This is a genomic window from Rhizobium sp. BK591, from assembly GCF_014195045.1.
Taxonomy (GTDB): domain Bacteria; phylum Pseudomonadota; class Alphaproteobacteria; order Rhizobiales; family Rhizobiaceae; genus Rhizobium; species Rhizobium anhuiense.
Genome location: NZ_JACIAZ010000003.1, coordinates 155,861 through 173,289, shown reverse-complemented (window position 1 = coordinate 173,289; position 17,429 = coordinate 155,861). Strand labels below are relative to the sequence as shown.

At 61.7% G+C, this 17,429-nt stretch carries 14 protein-coding genes and 1 pseudogene; 13 read left to right on the top strand and 2 right to left on the bottom strand.

The features are described 5' to 3' along the window. Positions 1 to 191: 191 nt before the first annotated feature. The 9 genes and pseudogenes from FHX10_RS13900 to FHX10_RS13860 all read left to right on the top strand — a co-directional run bounded on the left by FHX10_RS13900 (position 192) and on the right by FHX10_RS13860 (position 9,641). Positions 192 to 1,022: a transporter substrate-binding domain-containing protein gene (locus FHX10_RS13900; protein ID WP_047616335.1), complete on the top strand. Its 831-nt coding sequence runs from the start codon at positions 192 to 194 to the stop codon at positions 1,020 to 1,022. A gap of 24 nt (positions 1,023 to 1,046) precedes the next feature. Further along, entirely contained in the window at positions 1,047 to 1,793 is a 747-nt protein-coding gene (locus tag FHX10_RS13895; protein ID WP_183908302.1) for an amino acid ABC transporter permease, read from the top strand. After that, a pseudogene (locus tag FHX10_RS13890) lies at positions 1,790 to 2,394 on the top strand (ABC transporter permease subunit). The gene FHX10_RS13895 and the pseudogene FHX10_RS13890 overlap by 4 nt, the downstream one beginning before the upstream one ends. 11 nt (positions 2,395 to 2,405) lie before the next feature. Continuing rightward, on the top strand, positions 2,406 to 3,188 hold the full coding sequence (locus tag FHX10_RS13885) for an amino acid ABC transporter ATP-binding protein (protein WP_183908304.1): 783 nt from the start codon (positions 2,406 to 2,408) through the stop codon (positions 3,186 to 3,188). Between the two features lie 9 nt (positions 3,189 to 3,197). Further along, entirely contained in the window at positions 3,198 to 4,556 is a 1,359-nt protein-coding gene (locus FHX10_RS13880; protein ID WP_183908306.1) for an MmgE/PrpD family protein, read from the top strand. A 14-nt stretch (positions 4,557 to 4,570) separates the two neighbouring features. Then, positions 4,571 to 5,875 (top strand): LLM class flavin-dependent oxidoreductase, encoded by a 1,305-nt coding sequence (locus FHX10_RS13875; protein WP_184389523.1) that lies wholly within the window; start codon positions 4,571 to 4,573, stop codon positions 5,873 to 5,875. Positions 5,876 to 5,929: 54 nt separating this feature from the next. Beyond that, a complete protein-coding gene (locus tag FHX10_RS13870) occupies positions 5,930 to 7,972 on the top strand; it encodes a prolyl oligopeptidase family serine peptidase (RefSeq protein ID WP_184389521.1) in 2,043 nt (680 codons plus the stop codon). A 165-nt stretch (positions 7,973 to 8,137) separates the two neighbouring features. Further along, positions 8,138 to 9,064, top strand: a complete 927-nt coding sequence (locus FHX10_RS13865; protein WP_184389518.1) for a Gfo/Idh/MocA family protein — start codon at positions 8,138 to 8,140, stop codon at positions 9,062 to 9,064. Between the two features lie 73 nt (positions 9,065 to 9,137). Continuing rightward, positions 9,138 to 9,641, top strand: a complete 504-nt coding sequence (locus FHX10_RS13860) for a hypothetical protein (RefSeq protein ID WP_028758449.1) — start codon at positions 9,138 to 9,140, stop codon at positions 9,639 to 9,641. Positions 9,642 to 9,707: 66 nt separating this feature from the next. Here the strand turns inward: FHX10_RS13860 and FHX10_RS13855 are convergent, their stop codons facing one another. Both FHX10_RS13855 and FHX10_RS13850 read right to left on the bottom strand, forming a co-directional pair. Further along, positions 9,708 to 10,157 carry a DNA polymerase III subunit chi gene (locus tag FHX10_RS13855; protein ID WP_183908310.1) on the bottom strand — a complete coding sequence of 150 codons (450 nt, stop codon included), beginning with the start codon at positions 10,155 to 10,157 and terminating at the stop codon, positions 9,708 to 9,710. Beyond that, a complete protein-coding gene (locus FHX10_RS13850) occupies positions 10,157 to 11,647 on the bottom strand; it encodes a leucyl aminopeptidase (protein ID WP_097542975.1) in 1,491 nt (496 codons plus the stop codon). The genes FHX10_RS13855 and FHX10_RS13850 overlap by 1 nt, the downstream gene beginning before the upstream one ends. Before the next feature lie 144 nt (positions 11,648 to 11,791). Between FHX10_RS13850 and FHX10_RS13845 the strand changes: the two genes are divergently transcribed. The 4 genes from FHX10_RS13845 to FHX10_RS13830 all read left to right on the top strand — a co-directional run bounded on the left by FHX10_RS13845 (position 11,792) and on the right by FHX10_RS13830 (position 17,259). After that, positions 11,792 to 12,565, top strand: coding sequence for a phosphatase PAP2 family protein (locus FHX10_RS13845; RefSeq protein ID WP_028758446.1), 774 nt, complete (start codon positions 11,792 to 11,794; stop codon positions 12,563 to 12,565). Positions 12,566 to 12,665: 100 nt separating this feature from the next. After that, positions 12,666 to 13,847, top strand: coding sequence for an LPS export ABC transporter permease LptF (lptF, locus tag FHX10_RS13840; RefSeq protein WP_028758445.1), 1,182 nt, complete (start codon positions 12,666 to 12,668; stop codon positions 13,845 to 13,847). Continuing rightward, positions 13,844 to 14,932: an LPS export ABC transporter permease LptG gene (lptG, locus tag FHX10_RS13835; protein ID WP_028756981.1), complete on the top strand. Its 1,089-nt coding sequence runs from the start codon at positions 13,844 to 13,846 to the stop codon at positions 14,930 to 14,932. The genes lptF and lptG overlap by 4 nt, the downstream gene beginning before the upstream one ends. Further along, a complete protein-coding gene (locus FHX10_RS13830; RefSeq protein ID WP_028756980.1) occupies positions 14,932 to 17,259 on the top strand; it encodes an LPS-assembly protein LptD in 2,328 nt (775 codons plus the stop codon). Before lptG ends, FHX10_RS13830 begins: the two co-directional genes overlap by 1 nt. Positions 17,260 to 17,429 lie beyond the last annotated feature (170 nt).

Genomic DNA, 17,429 nt, shown 5'->3' with positions numbered 1-17,429 from the left:
AGCGTCCTTTTCTATCAGCGCGGAGAAGCATGGCCAATATTGCGCGGGAAGCCGACGTCCATCTCATCACCAGCCTTTCGGCCTCACCTCGAAGTGGCGCACATCCACGCCATAGCAGTCGAGCCAAAGAGCGCTGCAATTGCTCGAGGACCTGAACCGGTCCCTCCACCTTCCCAAGACGGAGCTCAAACATGTCACGCAAATTTCTCCCGAAGGCGCTCCTCGCCATGTCGATTGCCTTGCTGGCGGCAACGCAGGCATCGGCGGATGCCACACTCGACCGCATCAAAGCCCGCGGCACCCTTACCGTTGGCGTCATCCTCTCGGGGGCGCCCTTCGGCTATATCGATCCGACATCGCAAACGCAGAAGGGATACAATCTCGATATTGCAAAAGCGCTCGCGGACGATCTTGGCGTCAAGCTGGAAACAGTCACCGTCACGCCCCCGAACCGGGTGCAATTTCTCCAGCAGGGCAAGGTCGATATCCTGATTGCGAACATGCAATATACCGAGGACCGCGCCAAAGTTCTTGATTGGGTGGCGACGCCGTATGATCGCAGCGGCGGTGCTGCCGTCGGACGCAAGGACAGCGGCCTGAAGGACTGGGCAGATCTCAAGGGAAAGCCGGTCTGCGTTTCGCAAGGGTCGAACTTCACGCAGCCGCTCATCGAACAATACGGCGCCGAGGTAAAGGGCTTGCCGAGCCAGCCGGAATCGCTGCTGGCGCTGCAGGGCGGCAATTGTGTCGCCGCCGTCCATGTCGGCGCAACCGTCGGCCTTCTGCTGGAGGACCGGCCCGAGGAGTGGAAGGACTACACTATTCTCTTCCCGACCGAACTGCTCCCTTCCGACTCGGTGATCTGGGTGCGAAAAGGCGAAAAGGAGACGGCCGAGGCGCTCGATAAGTCGATCCGGCAGCTCCATACGTCAGGAAAGCTCCTGGAATTTGCGAAGGCGAACCGGCTCCGCAATACCGACTATCTCGAACAAGAGCGCAAGACCCTGTCGGCTGGCAAGTAAGACAGGCTACACTGGCGGATCGACATGCAGGACACCAGCATGACCAGCCTGTTCGTCAACCTGACGAACAGGCTTGGCCTTAACTACGAGTTCCTGGCGGCGGGGTACGAGGCGCAGATATGGCGTGATGGTTTCATCACCACACTCTATCTGATTGCCCTCTTGATCCCCGTCAGCCTGATTGCCGGGCTGCTGTTTGCCGCCTGCCTGACATCCGGCAAGCCCTGGCTATCGACGCCGGTCCGCGCTTTCGTGGAAATCACCCGAAACACGCCGACGCTGGTACAGTTGATGTTCAGCTTCCTCGTTCTCAATACATTCGTATCGAACCTGGTCGGCGGGACGCAGAACAATCCGCTCACACCCTTCTTCTGGGTGGTGGCGGTGGTCGGACTGCACATCGCCGCCTTGCATGCCGAGGCGATCCGCGCAGGTATCGAGGCGGTGCCGTCGGCCACGGTGGAAGCGGCGCGCGGCATCGGCTTCAGCGCGCTGCAGATCCTGCGTTACGTCGAAGTTCCCCTGGCAATGAGGGCATCGCTGCCCGCGATCGTCAACAATCTCATCAATCTCGTGAAGTTGACGACGGTGGGCAATGCGATTGCAGTCAGCGAGATTACCTATGCCTCGATCATGGTCTGGACGCAGCGCGACAACGTGGTGTCACTGATGATCGTCATTCTGCTGTTCTTCAGCATCATCAACCTTGCCGTTGCCCGCATCGGCCTGTGGGTGGAGCGCAAGCTCGCCATTCCGGGGTATGGCCTATGACGACTGCGGTACTTTCCGAGCAGCGCAGGAATGGTCGCCTGCTGCGCAATATCGGCTTTACGGCACTCCCGCTTGTTATCGTCCTGTGGTCGCTGACCGACCTGACGCTGGGGCGCGAACTGGTGACGTGGCTTCCCTATCTCGGCTCGGGCTTCATGATGAACGTCATCATCAGCCTGTGCGCGATGACGCTTGGAACGACCGTCGGAGCCGTGTTCGGCATACTGGACCGGCCAGCGCCTATGTGGCCGAGATCACCCGCGGCGCCGTCCTTTCGATCCCGACCACGCAATGGGAAGCGGCAAAGGGGCTCGGTTTTTCGCGCGGCCAGGCCTTGCGCTGGATCATCCTGCCGCAATGCCTGCGGCGCTCGCTGCCGCCATGGATGAACATATTGGCCTCCATTACCATGGGCACGTCGCTCGCCTCGCTGGTTGGCGTGCACGAACTATTGCATGCCGCAACCGATGCCAGCACATCCGTGCGCCGCCTCGATTTCACGATCATCGCCTATATCGTGGTGATGGCCGCCTTCTTCACGCTTTGCTACCCGATCGCCCGCCTGACCCGACGCCTCGAGCGGCGTTTCAAGACGGCCTGAGGATTTGAATGATGAACGCAAAAACCGACGAAACGATCGTGCGACTGGAAGAAGTGCACCTGTCCTTCGGCCAGACGGAGGTGCTGAAGGGCATAGACCTCACCGTCAACAAGGGCAATGCGGTTTCCATTATCGGCCCGTCCGGTTCGGGAAAGTCGACGATCCTGCGCTGCATCAACGCATTGGTGGCGCCGCAGCGCGGCCGCATCACGGTCGACGGCACCCGCGTCGATCAACTGGCCAAGGAGAGCGAACGCATCGCGCTGCGCAAGCGTATCGGCATCGTCTTCCAGCAGTACAATCTCTTTCCCCACCTGAGCGTGCTGGACAATATCGTGCTGGCCCCGACCCGCATCCTCGGCGTCGAGCGGCACGAAGCGGAAAAACTCGCACGCGAACTGCTCGACAAGGTCAGGCTTTCGGAAAAAGCCGGCGCCTATCCCGGCCAGCTTTCCGGTGGTCAGCAGCAGCGCGTCGCGATCGCCCGCGCGCTGGCGATGAAGCCGGAACTGGTGCTGTTCGACGAAGTCACCTCGGCGCTTGACCCCGAGACGGTGGGCGAAGTGCTGTGGGTGATCCGCGACCTCATCCGCGACGGCATGACCAGCATCCTCGTGACCCACGAAATGCGGTTCGCCGAGGAGATCAGCGACATCGTCGTCTTTACCGAGAACGGCCGCATCGTCGACCAAGGCTCGCCTGAACAGATTTTCCATACCTTCGACAATCCCCGTATCCGCCAATTCGTCGGCGGTCTCGCCGGAGGGCGCGGGCCAGTGCGCGAAGGCATCTAGGATTTTTTCATGACGAGCACATTCGCGCCCCTGACTTCGGCATTCGCCCAGGCGATCATCTCCTCGGATCCATCGAAAGATCCCGTGGCATTGGACGCGGCGCGCACGGCGATCATCGATTTTCTCGCCTGTGCGATCGCAGGCGCCGGCGACCGCACGACCGGCATTCTGGCAGATACCGTCGGCGCCAATCTGCCGGGCGAAGCGATCCTGCTCGGCAGCTCGCGCCGAACCGATCCGCTGGTCGCGGCGCTCGTCAACGGTCATGCCGGCCATGTGCTCGATTATGACGACGTGCATGCAAGCGTGCGCGGCCATCCGACGACCGTGATCATCCCGGCCCTGCTGGCGTTCGCCGCCGAGCGCGAATTTTCCGCAGATGCGCTGATCGCCTCCTATATCGTCGGGCTCGAAGCCATGGCGCGGCTGGGGTTGTCGCTCGGCTCAAAGCACTACGAGAACGGTTTCCATGCCACGGCGACGCTCGGGACGATCGGCGCGGCGGCGGCAATCGCCCATCTGACCCGCGCCTCCATCGACGAGACCGCCGTCGCGCTGGGCCTTGCGGCAACGCAATCGTCCGGCCTGCGGCTGCAGTTCGGCACGGACGCCAAACCTTTCCACGCCGGCATGGCGGCGCGATCCGGGCTCCTGTCGGCGAGAATGGCAGCTGCGGGTTTCGGCGGCGCGCCGGATTTCCTCGACAATCCGGTCGGCTTCCATTTGGTCTATGCCTTCGGCGCGGAACGCCCTTCCGCCGTGACCGAGAACTGGGGTTCGCCATGGCAGATCGTGACGCCCGGGCTGACGCTGAAGGCCTATCCCTGCTGCACCGCCAGCCATCCGGTCGCGTCTCTCGGCATCGGCCTCAGCCGGGAAGGCCTGGAGGCTGATGCGATCGAGCATATCACCTTCACCTACCCGCCCGGCGCCGATGCCGCCCTGGTGGTGAACAAGCCCGGCAATGGGATCGAGGCGCGCTTCAGTCCCGAATACGTGTTCGCCGCCGCCCTCATCGACGGGGCTCTGCGGCTCGACCATTTCGACGAGCGGCCTGTCTTGCCGCGCCTGATGGACCTTGCCCGGCGCGCCGGCCGCCGCCACGACGAGACTGCGCCCCGCATGTCGAGCGATCCACGCACCCGCTTCGTGATCGTCGATATCGTGCTTCGCGACGGCAGCGCGATACAGCGCCGCTTCGACGGCCTGCCGGGGCTGAGCGATCCGGCCGAAAAATTTCGCGACGCAACTGCGCGCAATCCCGCCTTCGCGGATGTCCCGTCGCTCGTCCGGACAATGAGCAGCACGGCCGACCTTCGCCAACTTCTGGCGCTGCTCAACCAGGATGCCGCCCGAAATCCAGAATGACGAAGGATATTGTCATGACTCGCAAAAGAGAAATCCACCTGGGCCTGTTTCTGCAAGGGGCGGGCCACCACGTATCCGGCTGGCGTCATCCTCACGCCGAGGCGGGAAGCGAGAATTTCGACTTGCTGAGACGCGTGTCCCAGATCGCCGAAGCAGCGAAATTCGACATGGTCTTTCTGGCCGACGGATTGACCAGCGGCATCGACGCTCATCCCTCGACGATCGCGCGTTTCGAGCCTTTGACGCTGCTTTCGGCGCTCGCCGTGGTGACAGACAAGATCGGCCTCGCGGCAACCGCATCCACGACTTATGGCGAGCCCTATCACACTGCCCGCGCCTTCGCCTCGATCGACCACCTGAGCCACGGCCGGGCCGCCTGGAACGTGGTCACGACATCCTATGCCCGCACGGCGAACAATTTCTCCAAGGCGCACCCGGAGCACGATGAGCGTTACGCCGTGGCCGAGGAATTCGTCGACGTCGTGCGCGGACTGTGGGACAGCTGGGATGACGACGCCTTCGTCAAGGACAAGCAGAGCGGCGTCTATGCCGACCCTGCCAAGCTCCATGTGCTCGATCACAAGGGCAAGTATTTCTCAGTCAAGGGGCCGCTGAACATTCCGCGCGCACCGCAGGGCCATCCGATCCTGATCCAGGCCGGCTCATCCGGCCCCGGCCAGGATCTTGCCGCCCGCACCGCCGACGTGGTGTTCACCGCGCAGCAGAGCCTCGAAGAGGCGCAGGCCTTCTACAAGAGCGTCAAGGAGCGCGTCGCGCGCTTCGGACGTCAGCCGGACGAGGTCGCCATCATGCCGGGCTTCCTGCCGGTGATTGGCCGCACCGCCAGGGAAGCCGAGGACAAACTTGCAGAACTCGACAAGTGGACTGACATCAAACGCGCCATGCCGCTTCTGGAAGAACGCATCGGCCACAGCCTTGCCGATTACGATGTCGATGGCCCTCTGCCGGACCTTCCGATCTCCGACCAGTTGCGCAGCCGTGCCGAATTGCTGACCGCGCTTGCAAGGCGCGAGAACCTGACCATCCGTCAGTTGGCGCTGCGCGTTGCCGCCGGTCGCGGCCACCATATCGTGCTTGGCACGCCGGTCGAGATCGCCGACCGGATGCAGCAATGGTTTGAAAGCCGCGCCGCCGATGGCTTCAACGTCATGCCGCCGTTTTTTCCCGAAGGGCTCGAAGACTTCACGCAGATGGTCGTGCCGATCCTGCAGGAACGCGGCCTGTTCCGCACCCAATATGATGGCTCGACACTGCGCGAGCATCTCGGCCTTGCGCGGCCGGCACTAATTTCGCCCTAACTGTGCGAAATATTGGCTAGACATACGACGTCAACGGAATCAGGCAGGTCGAACATGAACCTTCATCTCGAAACGGACGACGATCCGCGTACCCGCCAATTCATCGACGAGCATAACGGGCTTTCCGACAAGGCACTGAGAACACCGGAATTCGTTAGGGATCGCGATGCGATAAAAGCATTGATCGAACAGCAGGACAGGCTGATCGTCCCGATGCGCCGAGGCGGGTGGTTGTTCGATTTCCGGCAGAGCAAGGACAATCCTCTCGGCGTCTGGCTCCGCCTGCCGGCCGATCAGCAGCCTTTGCCCGATGCCGGCTGGGAACCGGTCTTCGATCTCGATGCCTTCTGCATGAGCGAAGGCAAGCGTTGGAACTGGCGCGGCGCCGTCACCTGCCCATGGGAACCGACGCGGGTGCTGCTCACACTTTCGGACGGCGGCTCCGATCTTCTCCGGCTGCTCGAATTCGACGCCGAGAGCAAGCAAATCGTCGAGGGCGGCTTCGATACGCCAGCCGCGCGATCGCATGCCAATTGGCTGAGCCGTGACAAGATCTGCTATTTCGGCTCCATCGACCGATTTTCGGCGACCCGTTCGGGATGGCCGCGGGTCGGGCGGCGATTGAAGCGCGGGCAGCGGCCGGAAGAGGCCGCCGTCATGTTCGAAGCCGCCGACGAGGACGTCTACGGCTTCAATCTCGTCATCGACCCGGCCCTGTCGGGCGCTTCGGCCGATGCCGGATTGATCGACATTTTCGTCGCCGCCCATGAGATCGGCGTCGCCAGCGCGTTCCTGATCGCCAATGACGGCACGCAGCGGCGCATCGATCTGCCTCAGGAGGCCGATTTCCAGTTCAATCACGATCATTGCCTTTGGCGGGCAAAGACCGATGAGCGCGTTGCGTCCGGCAGCCTCGTGCTGCAACGCTTCAACCCCAACTCGGAGACGGCTCTGCTCGGGCCGGAGCGGATTCTGTTTCAGCCTGCCGAGGGCCAGTCCATCTCGCAAATGATGCTGATGCGGGAGTGGTGCGTCTTCATCATCTCCGATCGGCTGCGTCCGCGTCTCATGGTGCTGGACCTGACAAGGCCCGATGCCGAACAGCGCGAAATCGCGCTGCCGGCGGACATGCAGACGGCCCATTTCAGGCCGATGCATGCCGATCTGCATCTTGGCGACGATACGCTCTGCATCGTCGGCCAAGGCTTCCTGCAGCCTCCGGCCTGTTATCGCCTCGAGCTGTCGGATCGCAGCAGAGAGGCCGAACCGATTTTCGTCGCCGCGGCGCCAAGCTATTTCGATGCGACCGATATGTCATCCGAAACGCTGGAGGCTGTTTCCGAGGACGGGACGAAGGTTGCCTATCGGCTGATCCTGCCGAAGCAGTGGATCAAGGGGGCGCTGCCGGTGCTGCTTTACGGCTATGGCGGCTTCGATGTTTCGCTGTCGCCGAACTATTCCGGCGTGACGGGACGCTGGCTGGAGCAAGGCGGCGCCTATGTGCAGGCCTATATCCGCGGCGGCGGCGAATTCGGACCCGACTGGTATCGCAGCGCCAAGCGGCAGGGGCGAGACCGGGCCTTTGCCGATTTCGTCGCCATTGCCCGCGATCTCGTCGCCCGCGGCTACACCGTGCCGTCGCGGATCGCCTGCCAGGGCGGCAGCAATGGCGGTCTGCTGACCGGCGTGATGCTGACGCGCTACCCGGAGGATTTCGGCGCCGTCTGGTGCCAGGTGCCGGTCCTCGACATGACACGCTTCCACCTGTTCAGCGCAGGACAAGCCTGGATGGACGAATACGGCGATCCGGAGACGCCGGCGGACCGGGATTTCATGCTCGGTTATTCGCCGCTGCACAATGTCGGGCCGGCGACCGAGGTCAGCTATCCGCCGATCTATATCGAAAGCTCCGCCAATGACGACCGCGTGCATCCCTCGCATGCGCGCCGCTTTGCCGCGCGGCTGGAGGAAGCGGGACACCGTCCGCTCTTCCATGAATTCGGCTCCGGCGGGCATGGTGGCGACGGCAATTCCGAAGAGCGCGCCGCCCGCGCGGCGATGGGTTACAGCTTCCTTCGCCAAACCATCATGCGCTAAAGCTCTTTGTTTTATACATGTCGTTATCCCGGAACCGCTGCACACTTCCGGGCGACATGTATTAGGATACAACAGAATTGGAGGAGGAGAGCTTGTCGGCGCGCCTCTTTCTGCTACAAACAGGCTCAATAAATCATACTTTTTAACAGGCTCGAGCGAAACACCATGTCCCCTATCAACCTCGCCATCGTCGGCGTCGGCAAGATCGTCCGCGACCAGCATCTTCCCTCCATCGCCAAGAACCCGGATTTTAAGCTCGTCGCCACGGCGAGCCGCCACGGCACGGTCGAAGGCGTCACGAGCTACACCACGATCGAGGCGATGCTCGACGCCGAGCCGTCGATCGATGCGGTTTCGCTCTGCATGCCGCCGCAATATCGCTATGAGGCAGCCTACAAAGCACTCGTCGCCGGCAAGCATGTCTTCCTGGAAAAGCCGCCCGGCGCCACGCTGAGCGAAGTGGCCGATCTCGAGGCGCTTGCGAGCAAGCAGGGCGCGTCGCTCTTTGCCAGCTGGCATTCCCGCTATGCGCCGGGCGTCGAGGCCGCGAAGGCGTTTCTTGCCTCGACGACGATTGAAAGCGTGCATGTGATCTGGAAGGAGGATGTCCGCCACTGGCATCCGAACCAGGATTGGATCTGGCAGGCCGGCGGCCTCGGCGTCTTCGATCCCGGCATCAATGCGCTGTCGATCGTCACCCATATCCTGCCGCGGCCGATCTTCATCACCGAGGCCGTTCTCGAGTTTCCCGAGAATCGCGATGCGCCGATCGCGGCCGATATCCACTTCCGCAATGCCGACGGCCTGCCGGTTCATGCCGAATTCGACTGGCGCCAGACCGGCAAGCAGAGCTGGGACATCGTCGCGGAGACGGCCGCCGGCCAGATGGTGCTTTCCGAGGGCGGCGCCAAGTTTTCCATCAACGGTGCGCTGACATTCGCCGAACCGGAGCAGGAATATCCTTCGCTCTACCGTCGCTTCGCCGAAATCGTCAAAGCCGGCAGATCGGATGTCGACCTCGCGCCGCTGCGCCACGTCGCCGACGCCTTCATGCTCGGCAAGCGGAAGTTCGTCGACGCATTCCACGACTGAGGGTCGCAATAACGTCATAGAAACCGGCAAGATTTGCCGGCCTATGTGCAATAGTGTTCGGGGGCAGCCGCTCATGAGCAACAAAATCCGCCGCAAGGGCCGATTTTTCCGCGTTTTGAAGATTGGCATCCTTGTGGTGCCGCTTCTCGGCCTTGCAGCATGTTCGGGCGAACAGGTCGTCATGCCTCCTGATGCACCGGGCGTTTCCCGATCCGAGGAATATTCCTTCGGATCTGCGACCCAGGCCCAGGATTGGCAGGCCACCAAAAAGGTGCTGGACCAACTGGAAGGGCGGTTCGGAGAGAAATCCGTGCGTGTCCTGGCGCGCAATCTCGCCAGCACCACCAGCCCGCAGAGCATCAAGGCCTATTATGCCGAACGCCTTGTCCATCAAGCCGGCTGGGCGGAAATGCCGGTCAGCACTTTTGCCGACAGCGCGTGGGCATTCGCTTTTGTCAGTCCGAGCGGAAAGCGGGTTTTGGCAGTGGAGGCGCTCAATCCGTCGGAAGATGCGGGAGGGATCGTCCCCCTCAACATCCTGACGAACCTCGACGAGGACAAAGGGTCGAAAGGATAACGGCTTCCGACGGCCGCTGAGAACGACGTCGGAAGACTTCGTACAGCAATTCAAGATCTTACAGCGTCAGGCCTTCTTCTCCCACCGCCCCTCCGGCGTCTGCTGCCAATAGGTGAGGTTATGCCCCTCGCCTTTCAGCTTCTTCCATTGCGCGCGGGCTTCCTCCAGTTGCTCCTGGTCATGACCGTCGAACATGAAGACGATGCGCTCATAGGCATCGGCCGGCGGCGGCTCGGCGCCGTCGACGATGAAACGCACGGTCGCCGCATTGGCATTGTCTGACGTCACCGTCAAAAGCACCGGCTGGCTTTCGGCGAAATCGCCCTCGTCGGTGCCGTGCGGCAGGAAGCTCTCCTCGCGGAACGTCCAAAGATGCTGATCGAGAGCATCGCGCCGCGCCGGCTCACGCGTCTGGACTGCAACGCGCCAGCCGCGCTCGACGCTTTTGTCGATCAGCGGCGGAAGCGCGTCCTCCAGCCGGCTTTCGGTCAGATGATAGAAGAGAACGTCCGTCATCAGGATTCATAATGGGCGCGGACGAGTTCATCGAGCAGGCGCACACCGAAACCGGAACCCCAGGACTGGTTGATCTCGTCCTGCGGCGAGCCCATCGCCGTTCCGGCAATGTCGAGATGCGCCCAGGGCGTGTCCTGCACGAAGCGTTTGAGGAAATGCGCCGCCGTGATCGAGCCCGCCTGCCGGCCGCCGGTATTCTTCATGTCGGCGAACTTGCTGTCGATCAGCTTGTCGTAGTCCCGGCCGAGCGGCATGCGCCAGAGCTTCTCATTGCTCGAAAGGCCCGCTGCCGTCAGCTGGGCGGAAAGCTGGTCGTCATTGGAGAACAGCCCGGCATGGACGTTGCCGAGCGCCACGACGATCGCGCCGGTCAGCGTGGCGAGATTGATCATGAACTGCGGCTTGAAACGATCGTTGCAGTACCAGAGCGCATCGCAGAGCACGAGACGGCCCTCGGCATCGGTGTTGATCACCTCGATTGTCTGGCCGGACATCGAGGTGACGATGTCGCCCGGACGCTGGGCGTTGCCGTCGGGCATGTTCTCGACCAGGCCGATGATACCGACGGCGTTGACGGCGGCCTTGCGCGAGGCGAGCACATGCATGAGGCCGGTGACGGCTGCCGCCCCGCCCATGTCGCCCTTCATGTCCTCCATCCCGGCGGCCGGCTTGATCGAAATGCCGCCGGTATCAAAGACCACGCCTTTGCCGACGAAGGCGACGGGACGATCCTTGGCCTTGCCGCCCTTCCACTGCATGACCGCCAGGCGCGGCGGGCGCACGGAGCCCTGGGCGACGCCGAGAAGGGCGCCCATGCCGAGACGGCGCATCTCCTTCTCGGTCAGGATTTCCACTTCGACGCCGAGCTTTTCCAGCTCTCTCGCCTTGGCGGCGAACTCGACGGGCCCGAGCACATTCGGCGGTTCGTTGACGAGGTCACGGGCCAGATTGACGCCGCCGGCAACCGCTTCGGAATCGGAAAACGCCTTCTTGGCACCAGCCGCATCGGCGGTGACGATCGTCACCTTGACAGATTTCGCCGGCTTCTCCTCCTCGTCGCCCTTCTTCGTCTTGTAGGTATCGAAGCTATAGGCGCGCAACAGCATGCCGAGCGCGAAGTCGGCGGCGGCCCGCGCGCTCGTCTCGAGCCCAGGCACGTCGATGAAGACAGCGGCCTTGTCGGTATTCTTGATTCTCGATGCCGCGGCACCGCCGGCCTTCAGCCAGTCATGGGCGGTGAGTTCGGCGGCCTTGCCAAGCCCGATGACGACGATCCGCTCGACGGCCGCGCCTTCGGGGGCGACGATATCGAGAGCGCTCATGGATTTCGCGGAGAATCGGGCGATCCTGGCAGCCTTGACGATCACGCCTGCCGGGTCGACCGTTTCGGCGCCGGCAGCGCTGTCGGCCTCCACGGTCTTCAACAGGATCGACAGGCCGCCATTGAGCTTTGCCGACTTTGCGAATGAAATTTCCAACTTTGCTGACATGTCTTCTCCGCTGGGATTCTTTGAAATCCGTCCCTGGCGGATAATTTCGCGTTTGGCGGGTCTGTCAATGGCTTGCGACAATTGTTATGGTCGCCCGCGGCCATCACGGCCCTCATGTTTTCGTCAGTTTCGTAGATATTCGCGTTGACAGTTTTTTCGAAAAATCGATGGCGGGGGCTCGCAATCCGCCTGCCGAAAACGACTTTCGGCGCATTCATGCTGCTGTTCTGGACGTGGTGGGCGCTGCTTGCCGTCTTCCGCGCCTTCCCCGGAATAGACATCTATTTTTCCCAGCTTTTTTTCGTGGCCACAGATTGCGGTGCGACTGCCGCCGCCGGGAGCATCTGCGGCGGCTTTCCCTATCGCGACGTCGCGACCTTCGATCTGCTACGCACCATCTTTTTCCGCCTGCCCTATGTCGTCGCGATCGTGATGGTGTGGAAAATCATCGAATGCTACCAGCAGCATGGCGCGACTTTCAACGCAGATCGGGCCCGCAAGCTCAAGGTCGCACTCGGAACGCTGCTGATCGGACCGGTGCTGCTCGTCAATGTCGTGCTGAAAGAACATTGGGGCCGGCCGCGGCCGATACAGACGGATATTTTCGGCGGTGCGCTGCATTTCGCCGAGGCGGGTTCGCTTGCCGGAAAATGCGTTTCGAATTGCTCGTTCATATCAGGCGAGGCAGCAAGCGCCGGCTGGCTCTTCTGCCTTCTGATCTTCGTTCCGAAATCCCTGCGTTACGCGCTGGTGCCGCCGGTGGCGGCGATCTCCATCCTCACGCCGGCGATGCGGCTATCCTTCGGCGCGCACTACCTCTCCGACGTCGTTCTCGGATGGCTTTCCTCGCTGGTCGTCTTCGCCGCACTGCTGGCGTTAACTGAGTCGCAACAGCATCAAAAAAATTCTGAAATTTGAATGAATTTTTGACACCAGCTTGTCGCAAAAGCGCGACAAAGAGCGTAGAGGGATTCTCCTGCAAAGCCGTTTGGGCGTGCAGGTGCTTTCAAGGGCAGGCATGAAACTACTCGAGACATACATATTGCGGCGCGTCGGCCAGATGTTTCTCGTGGCGCTCCTGCCCGTTCTGGCGATCATTTGGACGACACAGGTTCTGCAGCGCATCAACCTGGTCACCGACAGCGGCCAGTCGATCGGCTCGTTCGCCAAGCTCGCGACGATGATTCTGCCGTCGATCATTCCCGTCGTGCTGCCCTTCGCCCTCGTCATCGCGGTCACCCAGACGCTGACGACGATGAACAACGATTCCGAGCTCACCGTCATCGACGCGGCCGGGGCGCGGCGCAGTGTGCTGATCCGCCCGATCCTGCTGCTTGCCGCCGTCATCAGCGTCTTTTCCTTCTTCGTCGACAACGTCGTCGAGCCGCGTGCAAAGACCGTCGTGCGCCAGATGATCGCCGAGACCTATGCCGACCTGCTGTCTTCGGTGATCGAAGAAAAGACCTTCCGCAAGCTTGATGAAGGTCTTTATGTGCAGATCTCGAAGCGGATGGCGGGCCGCATGCTGAAGGGCCTGTTCGTCGCCGACGAGCGCGATCCGGCCTACGAACTGATCTATTATGCGAAGGAAGGCGCCGTCGACGATACGGGCACGACGCTGATCATGCATGAGGGCGAAGTGCACCGCAAAACGCCCGATGGCAATGTCTCGGTGATCAACTTCGATTCCTATTCCTTCGACCTCTCCGACATGACCGAGAATCGCGGCCAGGCGACGCTGCGTGCCAGCGACCGTGACCTGTGGTTCCTGTTCAACCCGGATCCGGCCGACAAGGACTATACGATCCGGCCGCAGAGCTACCGCGCCGAACTGCACCGCCGGCTGACGGACTGGATCCTGCCGGTCGTCTTTGCCCTGTTTTCGCTGGCGATCGCCGGCGACGCGCGCTCGCACCGCGAAGCGCGGCTGCATCCGATGGTGAGCGCGCTTGCCTATGCCTTCGCGATGCGATGGGCGGCCTTCTACGCGGCCAATCAGATCGACACCGACCCTGAATATATTGCCGTCCTCTACGCCATCCCGATCGTCAGCAGCATCATCTCGATCGTCTTCCTCGGCCTGCACAAACGACTGGTCATGCCGTCGTTCGTTCGGGACCGGATGTCGTCCTTCTGGAGACGAACGCAGGAAAGACTGCTTGCCGCCACCGGCAGGACCGGCGGGGGCACTGCCCAATGATGTTCGGGACATTGTCGCGTTATTTCTTTCGCCGCTACCTGGCGACGACGGGCTGGTTCCTGATCGGCGTCTCGGCGATTTCTTTCCTGCTCGATTTCAGCGAGACGGCGGGCCGCATGTCCGGCCTGCCCGGCTACACGATCAGCGGCGGCATCCTGATGACCGCCGTGCGCCTGCCGCTCATCCTGCAGCAGACCGTGCCGTTCATCGCGCTGTTCGTCGGCATGACGGTGCTGATCGGGCTCAACCGCAAATATGAGCTGGTCGTCACGCGCGCAGCCGGCATTTCGGTCTGGCAGTTCATGTTCCCCTTCATCGCCGGCTCGCTGGCGCTCGGCCTGCTGACGATGACGGCGCTCAATCCGCTCGCGGCCTGGGGACAGCGCCAGGCGCTGCTGGTCGAATCCGACTGGCGCGGCGAGAACGCGGTCCTGCGCAAGGCGCCGCAGATTCCGTGGCTGCGCCAGATCAGTGGCCGAGACGATGTCATCATCGGCGCTCAGACGGTTCAGGAGAACGGAACCAAGCTGATCGACGCCGTGCTGATCCATTTCGATTCAGGTGGTCAGGTCATTCTGAGACAGGATGCCGCCACGGCAAAATTGGAAGATGGTTACTGGCAACTTAACAACGTCGTCGAGCGTAAGCCTGGCGAAATCCCCCTGCGTAAAGCTTCGGTTCAACTTCGCACCAATCTGAAACAGGATTTCGTCCAGGAGCGGCTGACAGCGCCGGAAACAATTGGTTTCTTTGACCTTTCCAACCGGATTGCGGCTGCCAAATCCTTCGGTATTTCAACCAAGGCGTTGGAGACGCAATTCAACTCCCTGTTGTCCCAGCCATTGCTGCTGGTGGCCATGACTCTCATTGCTGCAACAGTGTCCCTAAAATTTAGCCGGTTCAACCAATCCCGCTCCGTGATTCTGGGTGGCATCCTCTCGGGCTTCATGCTTTATGTCATCACCGTGCTTGTAAAGGCATTCGGAAGCAGTGGAGTCGTGCCTCCCTTCGTGGCGACGTGGATACCGGTGGTCGTCGCGCTGGCCTTGGGTGCGACTATTCTGCTTCATCAGGAGGACGGCTAGTGGCGGCAGGCGACCGCAAGTATTTTAGTAAACAGCTGGTTGCCCTGCTTGTCGGCGCGACTGTATCTTCCTATTTCGGCAGTGCCCCGGCCTCTTACGGCCAGGCCAGCGCGCCCGAACAAACGATAAAGAATAAGATTCCTGAAGGGGCGAAGCTTCTGCTTTCGGCCAACGAACTCCTCTACAATCGCGACGCCCAGTTGGTGTCGGCGGTCGGCGGCGTTCAGATCAATTATGGCGGCTACAAAATGGTCGCACAGAAGGTCGAGTACAATCAGAAGACCGGCCGGATGATGGCGCTCGGCAATGTCGAGCTGGTCAGCCCCGACGGCAACCGCATCTATGCCGACAACCTTGACGTGACCGACAATTTCGCGGACGGGTTCCTGAACGAACTGCGCATCGAAACGGCTGACAATACGCGTATCGTCGCCGAGAGCGGCGAGCGTGTCGGCGGCACGCAGATGATTCTGAACAAGGGTGTCTACACGGCCTGCCTTCCCTGCGCCGAAGATCCGAAACGCGCGCCCTTCTGGCAGGTCAAGGCCAAGCGCGTGATCCAGAACGGCGTGACGCACACGATCCGCCTGGAGCGCGCGCGCTTCGAGCTGCTCGGTTATCCGATCGCCTTCGTGCCGGTCATGGAAGTTCCCGACAATACGGTGAAGCGCAAGTCCGGCTTTCTCTTCCCGACGATGAGCCTGTCGCAGAATCTCGGCTTCGGGCTTTCCGTTCCCTATTATTACGTGATCTCGCCGAGCATGGACGCGACGGTCACCGCCACCGGCTACACGGCCCAGGGCTTCCTCGTCGAAGGCGAATTCCGCCAGCGCTTCGAAAATGGCACGCATATCCTGCGCGTCGCCGGCATCGACCAGGCAAAGCCGGACAATTTCAGCTCCGGCACCAGCGATGCCGAAGCCGGCCAGCGTGGCATGGTGGCGTCGAAGGCCGAATTCCGCATCAATCCGCGCTGGACGTTCGGCTGGGACGTCATGATGCAGAGCGACAACAATTTTTCACGCACCTACAAGCTGCGCGGTCTGAGCAGCACGGATCGGACCAACCAGATCTATCTGACGGGGCTTGGAAAACGCAATTATTTCGATATGCGGGCGTTCTATTTCGACGTCCAGGATGCCGACCGCACAAACACGGCCGAGAAAAAGCAGGCGATCGTCTATCCCGCGATGGACTATCACTATGTGGCGCCGCAGCCGCTTGCCGGCGGCGAGCTTTCGGCCGATGTCAACCTGACGAATATTTCGCGCACCCATGACGACTTCTATACCGTCGACGGCTTCGACCGCTTCCGCGGCCTGAAGGGCCAGACCTCGCGGCTGACTGCCGAGCTGCAGTGGAAGCGCACCTACGTCACGCCGACCGGCCTGGTGATCACGCCGCTGCTGGCTGCGCGCGGCGACGCCTTCGCGCTGAACATGGACGATCCCACGGGCTACACCGGCAACTATGTCGACGGCAATTCCGCCACCCGTTCGATGTTCACGGCGGGGCTGGAGATGCGTTATCCGATCCTGATGACGACGGATAACAGCACGCATATTCTCGAGCCGATCGCACAGATCTATGCCCGCCCCGACGAGCAGCTGGCAGGCCGCCTGCCGAACGAGGATGCGCAAAGCTTCGTCTTCGACGCCACCTCACTGTTCGACCGCGACAAATTCTCGGGCTATGACCGCGTCGAAGGCGGGACCCGCGCCAATGTCGGCGTCCAGTACACCGGTACGTTCGACAGCGGCTACAAGCTGCACGGTATTTTTGGCCAGTCCTACCAGATCGCCGGTCAGAATTCGTTTGCGACCGATGATCTCGTCAATGTCGGCGCGGATTCCGGCCTTGAAACCACGCGTTCCGACTATGTCGGCCTCGGCGGCGTCGAGACACCGTTCGGCCTTTCAGTGACCGCCTCCTACCGCCTCGACGAGAAGGATTTCGATTTCCGCCGCGGCGACCTGACGACGGCTTACCAGAACGACACCTTCTCGACGCAGGTGACCTTCACCCATCTCAGCGCCCAGCCGGAATATGGCTTCGACGAAGACAATGACGAGATCCAGACCAGCAGCAGAATCAAGTTCAAGGATTACTGGGCGATTTTCGGCGGCATCGCCTGGGATCTGAATAATGATGTGATCAGCCGCCGGACGCTTGGTCTCTCCTATGACGACGAGTGCACGATCTTCACGATCGCCTACACCGACAGCAGGGATTCCGACGACGAGACGGCAAGCGACTGGACGATCGGCGCACGGCTGACCTTCCGCACGCTCGGCGACATCAAGATCGGCACCGACAGCCTGGAGTGACGGCAGGCGGGCGCAAACATCGCCTGAAGCCATTCTTTCGCCGTAAGCCTGTGCAGGACATTGCCGCCAGTCGATATCTGAGGCATAGGGGTTTCGCGCCGTGACGGGAGCGATTTCTGCATGTCTCGCACTGTGGTAAGGACGCCGCGAACACGTCTCGCGGCGCTATT

Bases quoted from the DNA above. Each gene is read 5' to 3' on its own strand.
- FHX10_RS13885 (WP_183908304.1), top strand. From the start codon at position 2,406: ATGAACGCAAAAACCGACGAAACGATCGTGCGACTGGAAGAAGTGCAC.
- FHX10_RS13865 (WP_184389518.1), top strand. From the start codon at position 8,138: ATGTCCCCTATCAACCTCGCCATCGTCGGCGTCGGCAAGATCGTCCGC.
- FHX10_RS13875 (WP_184389523.1), top strand. From the start codon at position 4,571: ATGACTCGCAAAAGAGAAATCCACCTGGGCCTGTTTCTGCAAGGGGCG.
- FHX10_RS13850 (WP_097542975.1), bottom strand. From the start codon at position 11,647: ATGTCAGCAAAGTTGGAAATTTCATTCGCAAAGTCGGCAAAGCTCAAT.
- FHX10_RS13870 (WP_184389521.1), top strand. From the start codon at position 5,930: ATGAACCTTCATCTCGAAACGGACGACGATCCGCGTACCCGCCAATTC.
- lptF (WP_028758445.1), top strand. From the start codon at position 12,666: ATGAAACTACTCGAGACATACATATTGCGGCGCGTCGGCCAGATGTTT.
- FHX10_RS13860 (WP_028758449.1), top strand. From the start codon at position 9,138: ATGAGCAACAAAATCCGCCGCAAGGGCCGATTTTTCCGCGTTTTGAAG.
- FHX10_RS13900 (WP_047616335.1), top strand. From the start codon at position 192: ATGTCACGCAAATTTCTCCCGAAGGCGCTCCTCGCCATGTCGATTGCC.
- lptG (WP_028756981.1), top strand. From the start codon at position 13,844: ATGATGTTCGGGACATTGTCGCGTTATTTCTTTCGCCGCTACCTGGCG.
- FHX10_RS13880 (WP_183908306.1), top strand. From the start codon at position 3,198: ATGACGAGCACATTCGCGCCCCTGACTTCGGCATTCGCCCAGGCGATC.
- FHX10_RS13895 (WP_183908302.1), top strand. From the start codon at position 1,047: ATGCAGGACACCAGCATGACCAGCCTGTTCGTCAACCTGACGAACAGG.
- FHX10_RS13855 (WP_183908310.1), bottom strand. From the start codon at position 10,157: ATGACGGACGTTCTCTTCTATCATCTGACCGAAAGCCGGCTGGAGGAC.